This is a genomic window from Dactylosporangium sucinum (assembly GCF_014647515.1).
Taxonomy (GTDB): Bacteria; Actinomycetota; Actinomycetes; order Mycobacteriales; family Micromonosporaceae; genus Dactylosporangium; species Dactylosporangium sucinum.
On the sequence record NZ_BMPI01000010.1, the window covers coordinates 173,653 to 188,994 of the forward strand.

Consider the following 15,342-nt stretch of genomic DNA (forward strand, 5'->3'; position numbering starts at 1 on the left):
TCAACTCCGGGCGGTCAGCGTGACGACGATCCGGCCGGCGGCCGCCCGCGCTGCGACCAGCGGGCCGTCACGCTCCACGACCGCGACGTTGAGCAGGGTGGTGCCCTCCCTGGTGCCGGGTCGCACGTCGATGACGGTCGCCTTGATGCTCAGCGGCGCGTTGGTCGCCGGGTCCTTCTGCTGGTTCGGCACCGGCACCGGGTTGGTCTCGCCGGTGATGACGAGGACGACGTTCGCGCCGGGTTTGATCCGCTCGGCGGGCAGCTTGTCCTGTGACAGGCTGATGCCAACCAGTTGCTTGCCGGCGCCCGGGATCGCCGTGTCGGTCAGTTGGCCCTCGGTGAGCAGGGTGCCGGGCACGAGCGCGACGGCGGCGAACCGTCCGACGACGCGGTCGGCGGCGTTGGCCGGCACCGGTTTGAGTGACGGATCCACGCTGATCCGTACGACGGTCAGATCGGCCCGGGTGAGCTGTGTGCCGATTTCGACGCGCTTGCCGACCGCGAGGTATTCGCCGGTCGAGCCGACGCTGAGCAGCACCTTTGCCGCGATCAGTCCGCCTGCGGCGATCAGCGCCACGGCCAGCCAGATCAGCCGGGGCTGCCAGCGGCGCTGCGGGGCCAACCGCGGCACGGCGAGCGGGGCGGTCGGCGGCCGGCCGGCATTGACGGCAGTGGCGGTGGAACCGGTCGGCGGTGCACTCGTCATGAGGTGATCACCTGGATCTCGTCGATGTCGATCGTGGCGGTGGACGTCCGCGTAACGGTGAGATCACCGGACTGCCCGCCGCCGACCCAATGGATCTGCCAGGTGGTGGTGCCGGTGATCGTGTAGCGGCTGTCGCCTGGGGTGGGTGCGGGATACCCGTCGTAGCCGCAGTCCGGCGACTTGAGCTGACGGGAGTCGGGCACCGGCTCAGACGGCACCGTGTAGGGCGTGCCGGGCGCGAGGCAGGTGACGGAGGCCCCGTCGCCCATCCGGTAAACGATCTTGGAGGCGGTTGCGGTGGCGGTCACCGACAGCCCCGGTACGGATGCCGTGCGGCTGGACGGCCCCCAGGTCGCCTCAGTGGCCGGTGTCCAGATCCACACCGGCAGGCCGACCACGCCGGTGCCGCCGGCGTCCGGTGCGGTGTTGATGATCGGTCCCCGGATCGGCAGCTGGTTGATCGCCTGTGCCGCGAGGTCGGCCGGTGACGGGAGTCCGCCGAAGCCAGGCGGTGGTGTCGCCCGCCACTGGAAGTCGGGTTGCACGGCGCCGGGCCAGCCGCAGCTGATGGCGTAGACCGCGCCGTCGCCGGGCGCGTGGCCTTCCCAGAGCGGGTCGCCTGCCGGCGGCTGGGGCTCCATGAGCTTGGCGAAGCAGCCCTCGCCCATGTAGTAGCCGTAGTGGTGCAGGCAGCCGATGATCATGCCGCCCTCGTACTCGGTCGTGCACTTCAGCGGGCCGCCTCCGTTCCCGGGGCTGCCGGGACCGCCTGGGTCGCCGGGACCGCCAGGGCCGCCGGGGGTCTCGACCACCACGTAGCAGTCGCCCCCACCGGGCGGGCAGTAGACGTAGTCGGCGGCGGCCGGATTCGCGGTCGCGACGAGCAGCGCCGCGACGGCGGCCAGCGTGACACCGCCGGCGGTGATTGGGCGGCTCAGCACGGCCGGTCCCGTTGGGCGTTGGCCGTGTTGACCAGCCAGCGTCCGTCGTCGTACTGCACCACCTTGGCCTGGACGAGGTAGCGCCTGGCCTGGTCGGGCACGGCGGCGTCCTTGCCGCTGGCCTTGATCACCGTCTTCCAGGCGCTGGTGTCCAGGCAGTCGTCGATGTCGACGGTGAACGGCCTGGTGCTGATGTCGACTCTGGTGACGGCCGGCTTCCAGGTCGGCGTGCCGGTGGTGACGAGTCCTTGCTGAGCCTTGAGGTAGATGTCGTTCCGCAACTGGGTCAGCAGCGGGTCTGCCGTGTAGTTGGGCAGGTCACCACCCTGTGGGTCGGCGTTGGCGGAGGCTGCGACCTGCGCTTTGCGGAAGTTGGTGTAGGCGTCGACGGCTTTGGTGCGTGCATCGGCCTCCTCTGCGGTCACCGTCGGGGAAACAGCCGACGACACGGCCGACGAGACGGTCGGCGTGCGGGGGGCTTGGCCAGGGCCTTCGCCGCAGCCGGCCGCGGCCAGCGCGAGCACGAAGGTCAGGGCAGTTGTCGCCGCGCGCACGACGGTGTGGGGTCGGCGGGCGCGTCCCGGGTCTGTGTCCGCAGTCGTGTCTGGCTGAACGACCGGTTCGGCGGCGGCCGTGGCAGGTGCCGGAGCCGCGGCCATCACCTGATCCACCGGCCCGGCCGCCGTCGGGGCAGCGCCTGCGCCTGCGTTGTCGTCCGCCTCCCGGTCCTGTGGCTGGGTCGTGGTCGCCGACGTGTCGTCACGCTGCTGCGCAGCGGTGCTGCGCAGCATGCTCGCGATGCGGGCTGCGGCGGCCATGGGGTGCTTCAGCAGCGCGCTCAGCACCCGGATGGCGTGCTGCAGCTGGCCGTCGGTCACGTCCAGGTGAAGAACGAGCCGCACCTCGTCGTCGGAGATCGGGGCGAGCAGGACGCCGAGTTCGGCTGCGGTGGCGGCGAACCCCTTGGTGGTCCAGCCGGTGGCGCTAAGGTCGAGCAGGACGATGTTCGTTTGAACCGTGTGGGACACGACGCCGGTGTCGGCCAGCGCCGAGGCCAGGGCAGCGGCCCGCTGATGGTCCTCGACGAGGCGCTCCAGGTGGTGGTGGTCGAGGGCGAAGAGGCCGGCGGCGGCCATGAGCCCGGGCACCTGCCGCATCGCGCCGCCTTGCTGTTGGCGGAGTCGCCGCGCCTGTTGTTCGACAAGGTCGGCGGGGCCGACCATCAGCGAGCCGCCCGGGGCGCCGAGCCCTTTGGACAGGCATACCGCGAGCGTGTCGAACAGTTGCCCGTATACCGGCAGCGGCGTGCCGGTGGCGATGTGCGCGTGCCAGATCCGGGCGCCGTCGCAGTGGATGGCCATGCCGGATTCGTCGGCCACCTTGCGCAGGTCCGTCAGCGTTTCGACGGGATAGACCAGTCCCCCGGCCAGGTTGGCGGTCTGCTCGACGGCGATCACTCGCGTGGGATTGCTGTAGTACTGGGCAGAGCCCAGATGCGCGGTCACCGTCTGGGCATCCAGCAGCCCGCGCGTATCACAGGTGGTGCGGGTGGAGATCCCGCCGAGCGCGGCCGCGGCCCCGGCCTCCAGGCGTACGACGTGTGCTTTAGGGGCGCACAGCAGCTCGTCGCCTGGACGCAGCAGCGCCCGCAGGGCCACCTGGTTGGCCATCGTCCCGCTGGGCATCAGCAACGCCGCCTCGTGGCCGAACATCTCGGCGACGCGTTTCTGGAGTTTCGTGACGTTGCGGTCTTCGCCGTAGCAGTCGTCGCCGAGTTCCGCCGACGCCATCGCGGCGATCATCCCGGCGCTGGGCTGAGTGACCGTGTCGCTGCGCAGGTCCACGTACGTGCTCATGTCCGCACCCCCGTACAGATGGTGGTGATCTCCTCGGCGATCCGCTGCGGCTGTTGCAGCGGCAGATCGTGGCCGCCGTCCACCCAGATCTGCCGAATCGAACGACCGGCCCGGGTCAGGGTGCTGTGCAGCGCGTCATGGCGGAGGCCCACCTCGGCGGGGTCGCTCGGCCGCGCCATGATGGCCGTCACCGGCGCGGTGACCTTGGCCAGTACCCAGTCGGGCCGCTGCTGCCACACGCTGCGTGCCAGGGCCTGCTCTCGCTCCGGCGTCAGTCGCAGGCGCAGCCGCGCCGACCCGGAGCGGATCGCCGACTGGTCGGGCGCGGCGTGCTGGTAGTTGGCCGCGATCGACGGCGCCGCGGTCGGCGGCAACCCCACGCCTGCCGCCCACGCGTCGAGCATGGCGCGCGTCGGGTTGATCCGGCGGTCGATGCTCATCACCGGCTGCGCGACCGGCCAGCTTGACCCGAACATGGTCCGGGGGTCGTAGAGGCCGCCGTCCACGCAGCAGACAGCCGACACGAGGTCGGGCCGCGACGCCGCAAGCATGAGGGCGACACTGGCGCCCATGCTGTGACCGACGACGACACAGCCGGCGAGCCGCAGCGTGTCCAGCACGGCCGCGGCGTCGGCCGCGAGCACGTCCACGCGGTAGCCGGCGGACGGTGACGACGACAGGCCGTGGCCACGATGATCCCAGCGGAGCAGGCGCCGGCCGGGCAACTCCGCCACGACCAGGTCCCACCAGCGGCTAGTACTGGCCAGCCCGTGCAGCAACACCACAGGCGGGCCGCTACCGGCTTGGCACCGTGCGGCAACGCGCACACCGTAGGGCAGCCGCATCATGGTCGGCCGATCAGCCGGTTGGTCAGCCGGTTGGTCAGCGAGCTGATCGGCCAGCTGGTCGATTACGACGACGTCGATGACACACCTCCGGTCGTCATCAGCCCCCCGATGCGGCCGCTGATCAGGCCAGCAAGGTCGGCAGCAGTCCGGTGGAGAATCACGTCCTGGTAGGCCACGTCGACGCCGAACGCTTCGGCGAGATGCACGCTGAGCTCGGCGGCCAGCAGCGAGTGGGCGCCAACCTCGAACACGTCATGGTCGGCGGCGACGGGCACTTGCAGCACGCGCTGGACGATCTCCATGACTCGGGTGAGCACAGGATCCGGGGAGGTGTCGGCCGCCGCGCCGCTCAGACCGTCGTCGCTGCGGGGCGTGACGGTGGCCGGGACGACGATAGCCGGGACGACGATAGCCGGGACGCTGCGCTCCCCACCGGCGAGAGCAACCCGGTCCAGCTTGCCGTTGACGGTGAGCGGCAGCTCCGTCACCACGTGCACCTCGCTCGGCCGCATGTGTTCAGGCAGCCAGAACAGGGCCTGGGAGCGTACTGCTTCGCGCACGTCAGTGTCGCCCGCGTCGGGGTCCGACCCGACGACGTAGGCGATCAAGCGGTCGGCGAACACGACGACCGCGCACGAGCGCACAGCAGGGTGGGTGCGAAGCATCTGTTCGACCTCGCCGAGTTCCACCCGGTTGCCGCGTAGCTTGACCTGGTCGTCGCTGCGGCCGACATAGGTGAGGGCACCGTCCGGCCGGGGAGAAACGAGATCTCCAGTGCGATACCACCGGATGCCGTCGCTGTCGGTGGTGAACCGGGCTGCCGTCAGCCTGGGGTTTTGCGCGTAGCCACGCGCGACACCCACGCCGCCGAGGAGCAGTTCGCCGGTCGCGCCGACCGGCACTTCCCGTCCGGCATCGTCGAGGACCCGCACGTAGACGTTGGGGAGCGGTGTGCCGATGTGGATGTCGTCGCCGGGAGTGAGTCCGTCCGTGATGGTCGCCGCGACCGTTGCCTCGGTCGGCCCGTAGCCGTTGTAGACGCGCCGGTCTCGGGTGGTCCATCGCCGCACCAGGCCGGCGTGGCACGGCTCGCCAACCGACACCACGGTGCGCAGGTTGGGAAGGTCGGCAACCGGAACGGCGTCGAGCACGGACGGCGTGAGGGTAACGACTTCGACCGCGTGCCGGCGCAGCAGGTTGGCGAGCTCCGTACCGCCGACCCGCGCCTCCTGCGGAGCCAGGACCAGGGTGCCGCCGGCGGCCAGGGTCACGAGGATTTCACACATCGCCGCGTCCCAGCTCCATGCCGAAAACTGCAGCATCCGGGTGCCCTCGTGGACCTCGAATAGGCTGGCCAGGGCGGTGGTCATGTTGACGACGCCCGGGTGTTCGATGAGCACACCCCGCGGGGTGCCGGTCGAGCCGGAGGTGAAGATCACGTAGGCCAGCGGTGCGCGTCCGCTGTCGATGGCTGGGCCGATGTGATGGGCGTCGAGTCGCTCAACACCCCGCGCTTCGCTGACGACGATCGAGACGTTGCAGGCGGACAGCATGAAGTCCAGGCGCGACTGCGGCCATTCGGGGTCGAGGTAGAGCACGGCGCCGCCCGAGCGCAGCACGCCCAGCAGATGCACCAGTCCGGTCATCGACCGCGGATAGGACACACCGACGACCTGGTCGGGGCCGACGCCAAGGCTGACCAGGTGGTCCGCCACTCGGTCCGCCTGCTCGACCAGGTTCTCGTAGCTGTACACGCGGTCATCGACGTCGACGACCGCGGGCGCGCCCGGGCGGCGATTCGCCTGGCGCCAGATTTGAGCATGGACGTAGGTGCTGGGATGCTGCGTGGGCGTTGTCATTGGATGCCTTCCTCAGCCGTCGCCGTGGCGAACCGCACCGGCAGCGCGGCCAGTCCGCGGAGATTCGAGTTCTGCCGCCAGGCGCGGCCCGGCAGTGGCGTGAGCTGCCCGAACCGAGCGGCCAGGGCTTCGATCGTGGCTTGGGCCTCCCGGCGGGCCAGAGGCGCACCGAAACAGAAGTGCGCGCCGTGGCCGAACGTCAGCAACGGTGTACCGGCGCGGTCGAGCCGGACCACGTCTGGCTCCGGGAACACCTCGGCGTCACGGTTGGCCGCGCCAAGCATGAGCACGACGGAGGCACCAGCGGGCAGGACACCCCCGCTGGGCAGTTCGATCGGCGTTTTGATCCGGCGGGCCGTGAACTGCGTGGGCGGGTGCAGTCGGGCGATCTCCTCAAGGACGGTCGGAATCAGATCCGGTTGGCGCTTGATGAGTGTCCACAGATCCGGATTGTCAGCCAGCACCCCGACCGCATTCGAAATCAGATTGGCGGTCGTCTCGGTGCCGGCCGTGATCAGCATCATCAGGTTGCCGATCGCCTCATCCCTGGTGATGCGCCGGTCGGTGTCATCCCGCATGGCCTGCACCAGCCGCCCGACCATCGTGTCCGGGAGGGTCGCCTGTTCCTCGTAGCGGGCCACCAGTGCCTTGAGGTAGGTGGTCAGTTCGGCGATGACTGCCAGCACCTGCTTGCGGTTGGTTGTCGGCACGTGTCCGGGAGCAGCGACGACATCACCCCACGCGTTGGACCACCGCTGCACCGTCGCAAGGTCCACATCAAGGTCCAGCAGGTATTTGGTGACCCGGCCCGGCACGCTGGCCGCAATCGCCGACACCACATCGACGTCGATGACAGCCTCCCGCCCCAGCGCGTGCAGGGTGTCGTCGACCGCCTGGCGTATCGGATCGGCGAGTTCGGTACGGACGCGGCGCACCTGCAGCGGCTCGGACAGCACACGCCGCAGCCGGCGATGGTCCGCTCCGTCGACGAACGAGACGTGATGGTCGAGCAGCGCGAACGCCTCTTCGAGGCCGAGGCCACCGAACCGGGTCAGGCTGCTGGCGTGGTCCATGGCGACAGTGGCGTCCGGGTGGGCCAACAGATGCTGGACGTCGCGGTACCGGGACAACATCCAGGTCTCATAGTCCGGGTCGAAGTACACCGGCGCCTGGTCCAGCAGCGCTTCGTAGAACGGCGCGGGGTTGGCGATGGTCTCCGGTCGTGTGAGGTTGTATAGGCCCAAGTGCGGGTCTCGAGTAGTGACACCCGGCATAGGGATTCCCTCCTGTATGTCAGGTTGCTGACCTGGCCGGCCGAGGATCGGCGGCAGTTCCGCGGAATGCGGTGGCGAGAACGGCCAGCAGGCTCAGGGAGGCGCCGACCAGGGTCCACAGGGTGGTCGGCCCGGCGCCCGCCCGAAGCGCGACGATGTCCAGCGCAATGGCGCCGGCGAGCTGACCAGCAATCATGCCCAGGGTGAGCAGGAGCACCCCGACGTGCGGCACCACGGCCACGCCGATCGCGATGATCACCACGCCGATCAAGCCGCCGAGGTAGGGCCACGGCTGCGAAGGAAGTGAGCCTGTCGGCCCGCCGCGGGCCGACACGGCCACGATGATCGCCAGCAGCAACGCCGCGCTGCCGGCCAGGAAGCTCACGAAGACCGCTGCTGTCGGACCGGCGGCTTCGCCGATCCGGCCGTTGACGGCCTGCTGCCAGGCGATGCCGACCCCGGCGGCTGTGGGCAGCAGGACGAGACTGAGTGACCGCAGGTCGCTCAGCTGGTCCACATGGTCAACGGCGGCGATGAATGCCGCAGCCAGGGCAAGTCCGGCACCGGCGACCCGGGTCGGGGTAAGTCGTTGCGGGCCTGCCGGGCCGGCTCCGAGACGGTCGACGAGCAGGCCGCCGACGGTCTGCCCTGCGACCATCGCCACGCTGAAGATCGCAACACCGGTCCACGGCACCGTTGTGCTCTGTGTCACCACGAGCGCGGCCCCGCAGCATCCGCCGAGGCACTGCCAGGGTCGCACCAAGCGCGTGCGGATGCCGGCGCGGAGACGGGCCAACCCGCGGCGGCCGACACGGGTGGCGAGCACTGCAGAGGCCAGCACCAACGTGGCGGTGCCGAACGAGATGGCCGCTGCCGCAAGTCCATCACCGAGCTGGACGGCGAGGTCACTGTTGACCCGCGATTGCGCAGCTACCGCGACGCCGGCGACCGCAGCCAGAACGACTCCCAGAACCCGCCGGTTGCCAGCAGGCCGCGCTGCGGGTAGGTCGGCGCCGCGATTCGGGTTTACGACGACAGCCACGGCGGCCTCGCATCGTGCTGATCGTCAGGGGCCACCGGCCGTCGGCGATGCTGGTCGAGCGGTGGTCCGTACAGCGGCTGGTCTGAGGCGGTGTGACGACCCGTTGGATGGTCCGTGGCTGCCCGACCGCCAGGCCGTTGGATCGGCACGTGGCGGGCGTTAAGCCAGCCCCTCACCCGGCGGCGGCCGACCTGCAGCCGCTCGCCGATCGCGGCCATCGGGGCGCCTTCCCGATACAGAGTCTCGGCCTGACTCGCGCCCGGCTCGTCGGCCACGTCGAGGAGCCCGTGCGCGCTGAGTTGATCCCACACGCTTGACCGGCTGACCTTCGCAAGTTTCGCGATCTCATTGATACTGAGCCCAGCGGTGAGCTGCTCGTCGAGCCAGGTCGCGGACAATGTCGGGGTGCTCCGGCGCAATGTGATGCCGGCCGCGTGGAGCCAGCGGTAGATGGTGGTCGGGGTAACGGCGAGGTCGGCGGCGAGTTGCCGGACCGGCGCCCGATCATCCAGGTACCGGCGCCGCAGCCAGGCATCCAACCTGGGCCCGTGGCGCACACTGCCGCTCGCGGTCCGGATCGGGACACCGGCCAAAATAGCGTCTCGGTTGGTGGAATCTGTCGCCCGGCACTCGCCCCCGGACAGGTGCGCGACCGGGGGCGAGGGACGGTGGGCAGTCTTGCCGCTGTCTCGCATGCGGCCGAGCGAGTCAGCATTCGACGCGGAGCGATGGAAAGGCACCGATCGCCTCACATCACATCCCCCGATTCCGCGTCACATTCTTGCCCTGTTCTTGTTCCTATCGACAGCCGTTTGCGACCTGGGGCCGGACCGGTCATGACCGAACCGGGCCAAGCCAGAACAAACGCGTGTCAACATCGCCGGTCGTTCGACCGTGCTGATGTGTGGCGACCCCCGGACCTGTCGGATCCGCCGCCCTCGTGGAACTTTTTGTTGCAAACAGAGCGTGCCCTGGCCGGCGGCCGGAAGCAGTGCCCTCCAGCGCCAGGGTGCTGCCCTCCAGTGCCAGACCTGGAACGTTCGGCCATGACGTTCCGGCGGCGCGGCGCCTGGGCTGCAGCGAAAGGGGGATGCGCAGTGCCCGAGAGCGCCATGATGTTGCCCCAGAGCGCCAGCTTTCCGGCCGCCTCAGGCCCGCTACGTGTGGCTGGCCCGAGTAGCTCGGCCGCGATCTCAGCACGACCGTCGGTCATCGCTCAGAAGGGCCAGGATGACATTTCCGCTGTTCACTCGTCTGTTCCCAGATGGCGGTGGCGCCTCGCCAGCACTGGCGAGCGCCGCCAGACAGCTAACCGCCGACCGCTTCCGTCGGCCGCGACCCCCGATCCGAGTCCACGCACAGTGAACGAGGGTGGTGAATGCCGCGAAACTGTGCGCTACATTGCGCGGTGCACCGTGCAGGTGGCCGGGCGGGCACACGCTGTGAGAACAGAGGGATTGGGGCCATGGAGCCGGACGTCATCGATTTGGCGGAATTCCCCGCCGCGGAGCGATTCGCTCGGTGGCACGCGATCGTTTCCGCCGCGGCCTCCCCGCAGGTGGTCGGCAGTGAGCACGAGCACAATTTCAACGCCCGGGCCGAACTGCTGGCCCTGGGCCCGGTGGCGCTGACGTCATTCCAATACCCGTCGCTCGACTCCAAGCGAGGGCTCCGCCAGATCCGCCAGGGTGACCCGGAGACCTATCAGCTTGCGCTGCCGGTCACCGGCGCCAGCCTCATCGCGCAAGACCGGCACGAGACAGTGCTTCGACCGGCCGCCGACTTCGCCTTGATCGACTCGTCGCAACCCCACGCCGCGCAGCACGCACCGGACCGGCCGGGCCAGCGCGCCCACTCTGTCACGATCGTGATCCCTCGCGTGCTAGTGCCAGTGCCCAGGGACAGAGTTGTCCGACTGGCCGGCCAGCGCCTCGACTCCAGTACCGGATTCGGTGCGCTGCTGGCCACCCAGATGCTGCACATCGTCAGACACGCGGACGAGTTCCGTCCGAGCGACGCGAACTTTCTCGGCCAGCACCTCATCGACCTGACCGCCGCGACCATCGGCCAGTACCTCGACGTTTCCGAACACCTCTCCGACGATGCCAGGCGGCGTGTACTGCGCAGCAGCATCGACCGCTTCATCGACGCCCACTTGAGCGACCCGGCCCTTGGTGTGCCGGCGATCGCCGCTGCACACAACATCTCCGTACGGCAGGTGCACCGCCTCTTTGAAGGTGGGCGGACGGTCACCGAGGAAATCAAGGTCCTGCGCCTGGAACGCTGCCGCCGGGATCTGCTCAACGCCGGGCTGGCCGGGATGGCAATCCACCAGATCGCCAGACGCCACGGCATCGTGAACTCGGCGTTGTCCAAGTTCTTCCGGCGGGCCTACGGCATGACACCTACCGAATACCGAGACCGTCACGCCATACTGGGCCGAGCAGGGCGGGCGCCAGCCGCCCGCCGGGCCCGCTGAGCGTCGCACACTGCCAGTCCATTGCTGCTGCTTCAGTCTGATGGCTGCAGTCGCTGGACGAAGCGGTACACCACCCCGGTGAGCGCCTCGGAACGCTCCCACAACCGCGCCGCCAGCTCGCGATCGGCGGCGACCTGTCTGGGCCGATCCAGGCCGGCCGGGCCCCGGGTATGCGCCAGCCGGACCGGTCCGAGGTACTCGCCACCAGTGATCGCAGGGTGAGCGGCGGCGCAGACTGCCGGCAGGGCTCCGTCCGCCGCCGGCTGGGTCAGCAGCCGCTGAACCAGCGCGAGCAGGGCGACGCCAACCCGGGAACTCGCCATCTCCCGGGTGAGCCGCGTCGAGGTGAATCCGGGATGACAAGCAACGCTCACGGCTGCATGACCAGCGGCGACCAGCCGGCGATGCAGCTCAAAGGCGAAGAGCAGGTTCGCCAGCTTCGAAGCACCGTATGCCGCCCAGGGCCGGTAGCGGCGTGGCACTGGAATGTCGGCTTCGACGTCCATGACCGCGGCATGAGTCTTGCTCGACAGCGTGACGATCCGTGCGCCCTCGCCGGCGACGAGAAGCGGCAGCAGCCTCCCCGTGAGCGCGAAGTGGCCGAGGTGGTTGACGCCCATCTGCTCCTCGAACCCATCGCGGGTCAGCCGCTGCCGCTTCGGAGCCATGACACCGGCGTTGTTCACCAGAATGTCGAGGCGCGGGTAACGGCCGCCGATCGTCGCAGCGGTCGCGTCGACCGAGCTGAGCTCCGCGAGATCGAGCACGACCTGGTCGACGCGGCTCGCGTCACCGGCGGCCACCATGACCTGGTCTGCCGCGTCCCTCATCGCGTGCGGGTCACGGCACGCCAGGATCACGGTGGCCCCCTGGCGGGCCAGGAGTTTGGCCGTTGCCAGGCCGATGCCGGAGTTCGCGCCGGTGATCATCGCCGTTCTGCCAGTGAGATCGAGTTCCGATGTGTTGACTGCCGTGAACCGCATGCTGTTTTTCCCCGTGTTGTGCGTGTTTTCCCCGTGTTGTGCGTGCGTGCGTTGATCGTGGTGGTCGGTACATGATCCGGCCGCGTGCATTCCCTCTGTGGGAGCGTATGCGGCTGCCACCGTGGAACAAGATCGGCCGTTCGAAGGTCCGCCTCGCCCAACTAGAGCTGCCGAAGGCCAGCGAGGACCTTCGCCAGCACGTCGTTGGGGACGACGTCCGGCACAGGATCATTGAGCCGCACCAGGTCCAGCTCAGCGAGGTCGCCGAGTAGGACGCGGACGGCGCCGAGCGGGACTGCCAGGTGCACGCTGAGCTCAGCCACTGACAACGGTCGCCGCCCGCACAGGCGGATGATCGAAAGGTGCTCCGGGCCGAGGTACGCGGTGGCCGGCGGCGGGGTGCCGGTCGCGGTCACCAGCGCGATGAGGTCGACCGTGGTTGGTGTACGGGTGCGGCCCTGGATGAGGGCGTACGGTCGCACGAGCGGCCCGGCGGCTTCCTCGACCGGCCCTCCCGCCGGCAGATGATCTGCCTCGCGGCTCATAGCGCGGTGATGAACGGGCGTGGTGCCGCACTCAGGAACGGCCGGGCTCCGGTGACGAGGCGCGCCAGCTCGTAGGCGACCACACCGATGTCTGCAGCCCGGCCTGCCAGCACCGCTACGTACGCGCCCTCGCCTGCGGCGGTTGACAGGAAGTACGCCTCGCGCAGCTCGAGCACGGCCAGCCGGAGCTCGCCGCCCTGAGTTTGCGCGCTGAGACCGTTGGCAAGCCCGTGGAGGCCGGAGGTGATCGCCGCCAGCTGGTCGGCCTCGTCGCGGCCGAGCCCGGTCGAGTGTGTGATGACCAGCCCATCGGCGGACAGCACGACGGCGTGGTCCACATCGCCGACCCGCCCCACCAGGTCGTCCAGCAGCCAGGTCAGCTTCTTCGTCGGTTCCGTCACGACATTGCCCCTCTCGACGATCGTGGGTTCAGAGCGTCCCGCTGCGCGGCGACTGGTTGCCGGGTTCGGTGTACTCCGACGGGTCGCTGTCGGCCCGGCCGCGGCGGGTACCGGCCTGCAGGGCAGCCATCCGCCGCCTGATGTCGGCCGGGTCTTGTTCGGGTTCTTGCGTGGTGCTCGCCCCGGTTGTGTCGGCCGGGCCGAACGGCAAATGCGGCTCCGCCCGCAGACCCTCATGCAGGCTTGCCTGCGGCCGCCGTGCCGGCAACCCGTGCGCCGCACCGGCACTGCCCGAGGCGGCCCCGGACCCGCCCGGCACGTCGGCGGCACCGGCAGCGTGCCGGGGTGCAGGCGCCGTACCGGCAGCTGCTGCCAATGCATGTACCGGCGCGGGAACGGCGTTGAGCGGTCGAGGTGCCTGCGGCACCGCGTCGAGTGCGATGTCGGCCGGATCGGTCATCAACTCGGCGGGTATCACGACCACCGCGGTCACACCTCTGTACGGTGACCCCTTGAGCTGCACCCAGATGTGGTGCTTGTGGGCGAGCACGTTGACCACGGACAGGCCGAGCTGGGTGGATTCGAGCAGCGCGATCTCGGCGGCGGCGCCGAGCCGCCGGTTCGCTTCGCCCATCGCCTCGGCCGGCATGCCCAGACCCCGGTCCTCGACGTCGATGCTGTAGCCAGCGCCAACCCACTGCCCGGTGATCTCCACCGTGGTGTTGGGCGGAGACGCCGCCAACGCGTTTTCGACCAGTTCGGCCAGCAAATGGGACAGGTCAAGCACGGCATGCACGGCGACGGTGGCATCCTCGACGTTGCGGAGCCTCACCCGCTGGTATCCCTCTACCTCGCTGAAACCGGCGCGGATAACGTCAACGACCGGCTGGGGTGTCGACCAGGTCCGCATGGGGTTGGATCCGGACAGCAGCATGAGGTTCTCCGCGTATCGGCGCATACGGGTGGCCAGATGGTCGACGCCGAAGAGCTTCGCCAGCGCATCTTCGTTAAGTTCCTGCCGCTCCATCTCGTCGAGCGCTCGGAGTTGCCGGTGTAGCAGCGACTGGAATCGCCCCGCGATGTTCCGGAATACCTCGCCGACGCCGCGGCGAAGTTCCGCCTGCTCAACGGCGACCTCGAGCGCGGTGCGGCGGGCCGCGTTGAGCGCCTGCCCGACTTGTCCGATTTCGTCCGTGCCGAGGTTCAACGGCGGTGCCTCGGTATCAACGTCGACCCGCTCGCCTCGGCCGACCCGCTCGACCACGGCGGGAAGCTGTTGATCGGCGAGCCGCTGCGCCGCCATCTGCAGGGTGATCAGCCGGCGTGCCTGCTCGCGCCAGCCGCGAATGAGGTAGACGACGGCGAACGCGCCGGCGACGACGATGACGAGCAGTTGCAGGCCGATCCGGACCGCGAGGGCCGTTGTCCGGGCCACCTGCTCACTGCCTCCGGTCAGCACGACGGTGCGCAGCTGGGCGGCGGCCGGGTCCATCGCGGTCTGCCATTCTTCTGCGGTGACCGGAGCGGGCCCGCCGGCGCGGGCGGAAACGATCCGGTCTTCCAGCGCGCGGAGCCGGTCGAAGCTGTCGCCGTTGAGGACCTGAGTGGCGTGCCGTTGCGTCGATGCCGGCAGCTCGGTGACAGCGCTCTCGGTGCCGACTCGCCAGGCCCCCACCAGGTGCGCGATTTGCGTCCGGTCGGCGTCGGTGAGGCGGTTGGCCGCCAGTACTCCGCTGAACAGGGCGTCCTCCTGGGACAGCAGCTCCCAAGCCCGTTCGAGCCTGATGAGCGTGCTGACGTCGTGCATCACCTGCCGGTCGTCGAGCCGGGCCATGAGCTCGTAGGACGCCCAGAACTGATCGAGCGTCGCAGTGAACGCGCGGGCGGCCTCGGCCGGACCGATGGTGCGAGCGTCGACCGCTACCCTGGTCTCCGCCAGGCCGGCCAAGGCGCTGATGATGCCGTCGACTCGCCGTTCCAGTTCGTCGCCGGCGGCCATGCCAGCCAGCCAACGCTGCGCCGATGCGGTGAAGTTCGCTGCCCGGCCCTCAGCTTGGCGACGGCTGGCGAGCAACTGCTCCTGGTGGCTTGCCGTCGGCGCGGCAAGGAAGCGAACCGTGGCCTTGCGCTCTGCCTGAAGCGCCACTTCGAGCGGCGCGGCCGGTTCGGCCATGGTCGTGTTCAGCGTCCCGGCCCAAGCCAAGGTCAATCCGCTGCTGATCGTCACCCAGGCGCCGAACAGCCACAGCGTCGCCACCACGAGAATCTGCAGGTAGAGCCGTTGCCGCAGCGATGTCGTCCGCCTGCGCGATCGCCGGGTTGTCACCACATGCTCCTCACAGTCAGTGGGGTCGGGCTGGCTCGGGCAGGCTCGGGCAGACACCAACCAGTGCGGCCGTAGCGATG

13 protein-coding genes are annotated in these 15,342 nt (G+C 69.6%); 1 reads left to right on the top strand and 12 read right to left on the bottom strand.

From position 1 onward, the window contains the following. The 8 genes from IEZ31_RS12935 to IEZ31_RS12970 all read right to left on the bottom strand — a co-directional run bounded on the left by IEZ31_RS12935 (nucleotide 1) and on the right by IEZ31_RS12970 (nucleotide 9,067). On the bottom strand, nucleotides 1-708 hold the full coding sequence (locus tag IEZ31_RS12935; RefSeq protein ID WP_190250049.1) for an SAF domain-containing protein: 708 nt from the start codon (nucleotides 706-708) through the stop codon (nucleotides 1-3). Continuing rightward, entirely contained in the window at nucleotides 705-1,649 is a 945-nt protein-coding gene (locus IEZ31_RS12940) for an ATP/GTP-binding protein (RefSeq protein WP_190250050.1), read from the bottom strand. The genes IEZ31_RS12935 and IEZ31_RS12940 overlap by 4 nt, the downstream gene beginning before the upstream one ends. Further along, on the bottom strand, nucleotides 1,643-3,505 hold the full coding sequence (locus tag IEZ31_RS58860; protein ID WP_190250051.1) for a threonine aldolase family protein: 1,863 nt from the start codon (nucleotides 3,503-3,505) through the stop codon (nucleotides 1,643-1,645). The genes IEZ31_RS12940 and IEZ31_RS58860 overlap by 7 nt, the downstream gene beginning before the upstream one ends. Further along, nucleotides 3,502-4,353, bottom strand: a complete 852-nt coding sequence (locus IEZ31_RS12950; RefSeq protein WP_190250052.1) for an alpha/beta fold hydrolase — start codon at nucleotides 4,351-4,353, stop codon at nucleotides 3,502-3,504. Before IEZ31_RS12950 ends, IEZ31_RS58860 begins: the two co-directional genes overlap by 4 nt. Nucleotides 4,354-4,415: 62 nt before the next feature. Then, nucleotides 4,416-6,212, bottom strand: a complete 1,797-nt coding sequence (locus tag IEZ31_RS12955; protein WP_190250053.1) for a non-ribosomal peptide synthetase — start codon at nucleotides 6,210-6,212, stop codon at nucleotides 4,416-4,418. Beyond that, on the bottom strand, nucleotides 6,209-7,456 hold the full coding sequence (locus IEZ31_RS12960; RefSeq protein WP_229834867.1) for a cytochrome P450: 1,248 nt from the start codon (nucleotides 7,454-7,456) through the stop codon (nucleotides 6,209-6,211). The genes IEZ31_RS12955 and IEZ31_RS12960 overlap by 4 nt, the downstream gene beginning before the upstream one ends. 49 nt (nucleotides 7,457-7,505) lie before the next feature. Then, a complete protein-coding gene (locus IEZ31_RS12965; protein ID WP_190250055.1) occupies nucleotides 7,506-8,528 on the bottom strand; it encodes a DMT family transporter in 1,023 nt (340 codons plus the stop codon). Continuing rightward, nucleotides 8,513-9,067: a hypothetical protein gene (locus IEZ31_RS12970; protein WP_190250056.1), complete on the bottom strand. Its 555-nt coding sequence runs from the start codon at nucleotides 9,065-9,067 to the stop codon at nucleotides 8,513-8,515. The genes IEZ31_RS12965 and IEZ31_RS12970 overlap by 16 nt, the downstream gene beginning before the upstream one ends. 926 nt (nucleotides 9,068-9,993) lie before the next feature. Between IEZ31_RS12970 and IEZ31_RS12975 the strand changes: the two genes are divergently transcribed. Further along, entirely contained in the window at nucleotides 9,994-11,007 is a 1,014-nt protein-coding gene (locus tag IEZ31_RS12975) for an AraC-like ligand-binding domain-containing protein (protein WP_190250057.1), read from the top strand. 32 nt (nucleotides 11,008-11,039) lie between these two features. On the opposite strand, the gene IEZ31_RS12980 is transcribed toward IEZ31_RS12975, so the two are convergent. The 4 genes from IEZ31_RS12980 to IEZ31_RS12995 all read right to left on the bottom strand — a co-directional run bounded on the left by IEZ31_RS12980 (nucleotide 11,040) and on the right by IEZ31_RS12995 (nucleotide 15,262). Further along, a complete protein-coding gene (locus tag IEZ31_RS12980) occupies nucleotides 11,040-11,990 on the bottom strand; it encodes an oxidoreductase (protein WP_190250058.1) in 951 nt (316 codons plus the stop codon). Nucleotides 11,991-12,151: 161 nt separating this feature from the next. Next, nucleotides 12,152-12,535, bottom strand: a complete 384-nt coding sequence (locus tag IEZ31_RS12985) for a DUF742 domain-containing protein (RefSeq protein ID WP_190250059.1) — start codon at nucleotides 12,533-12,535, stop codon at nucleotides 12,152-12,154. Continuing rightward, on the bottom strand, nucleotides 12,532-12,936 hold the full coding sequence (locus IEZ31_RS12990; RefSeq protein WP_190250100.1) for a roadblock/LC7 domain-containing protein: 405 nt from the start codon (nucleotides 12,934-12,936) through the stop codon (nucleotides 12,532-12,534). Before IEZ31_RS12990 ends, IEZ31_RS12985 begins: the two co-directional genes overlap by 4 nt. A 28-nt stretch (nucleotides 12,937-12,964) precedes the next feature. Further along, a complete protein-coding gene (locus IEZ31_RS12995) occupies nucleotides 12,965-15,262 on the bottom strand; it encodes a sensor histidine kinase (RefSeq protein ID WP_190250060.1) in 2,298 nt (765 codons plus the stop codon). Nucleotides 15,263-15,342: the final 80 nt, after the last annotated feature.

What these genes read in the sequence shown, in the direction of transcription:
- IEZ31_RS12935 (WP_190250049.1), bottom strand. Translation starts at nt 708, where the DNA reads ATGACGAGTGCACCGCCGACCGGTTCCACCGCCACTGCCGTCAATGCC.
- IEZ31_RS58860 (WP_190250051.1), bottom strand. Translation starts at nt 3,505, where the DNA reads ATGAGCACGTACGTGGACCTGCGCAGCGACACGGTCACTCAGCCCAGC.
- IEZ31_RS12985 (WP_190250059.1), bottom strand. Translation starts at nt 12,535, where the DNA reads ATGAGCCGCGAGGCAGATCATCTGCCGGCGGGAGGGCCGGTCGAGGAA.
- IEZ31_RS12950 (WP_190250052.1), bottom strand. Translation starts at nt 4,353, where the DNA reads ATGATGCGGCTGCCCTACGGTGTGCGCGTTGCCGCACGGTGCCAAGCC.
- IEZ31_RS12955 (WP_190250053.1), bottom strand. Translation starts at nt 6,212, where the DNA reads ATGACAACGCCCACGCAGCATCCCAGCACCTACGTCCATGCTCAAATC.
- IEZ31_RS12975 (WP_190250057.1), top strand. Translation starts at nt 9,994, where the DNA reads ATGGAGCCGGACGTCATCGATTTGGCGGAATTCCCCGCCGCGGAGCGA.
- IEZ31_RS12980 (WP_190250058.1), bottom strand. Translation starts at nt 11,990, where the DNA reads ATGCGGTTCACGGCAGTCAACACATCGGAACTCGATCTCACTGGCAGA.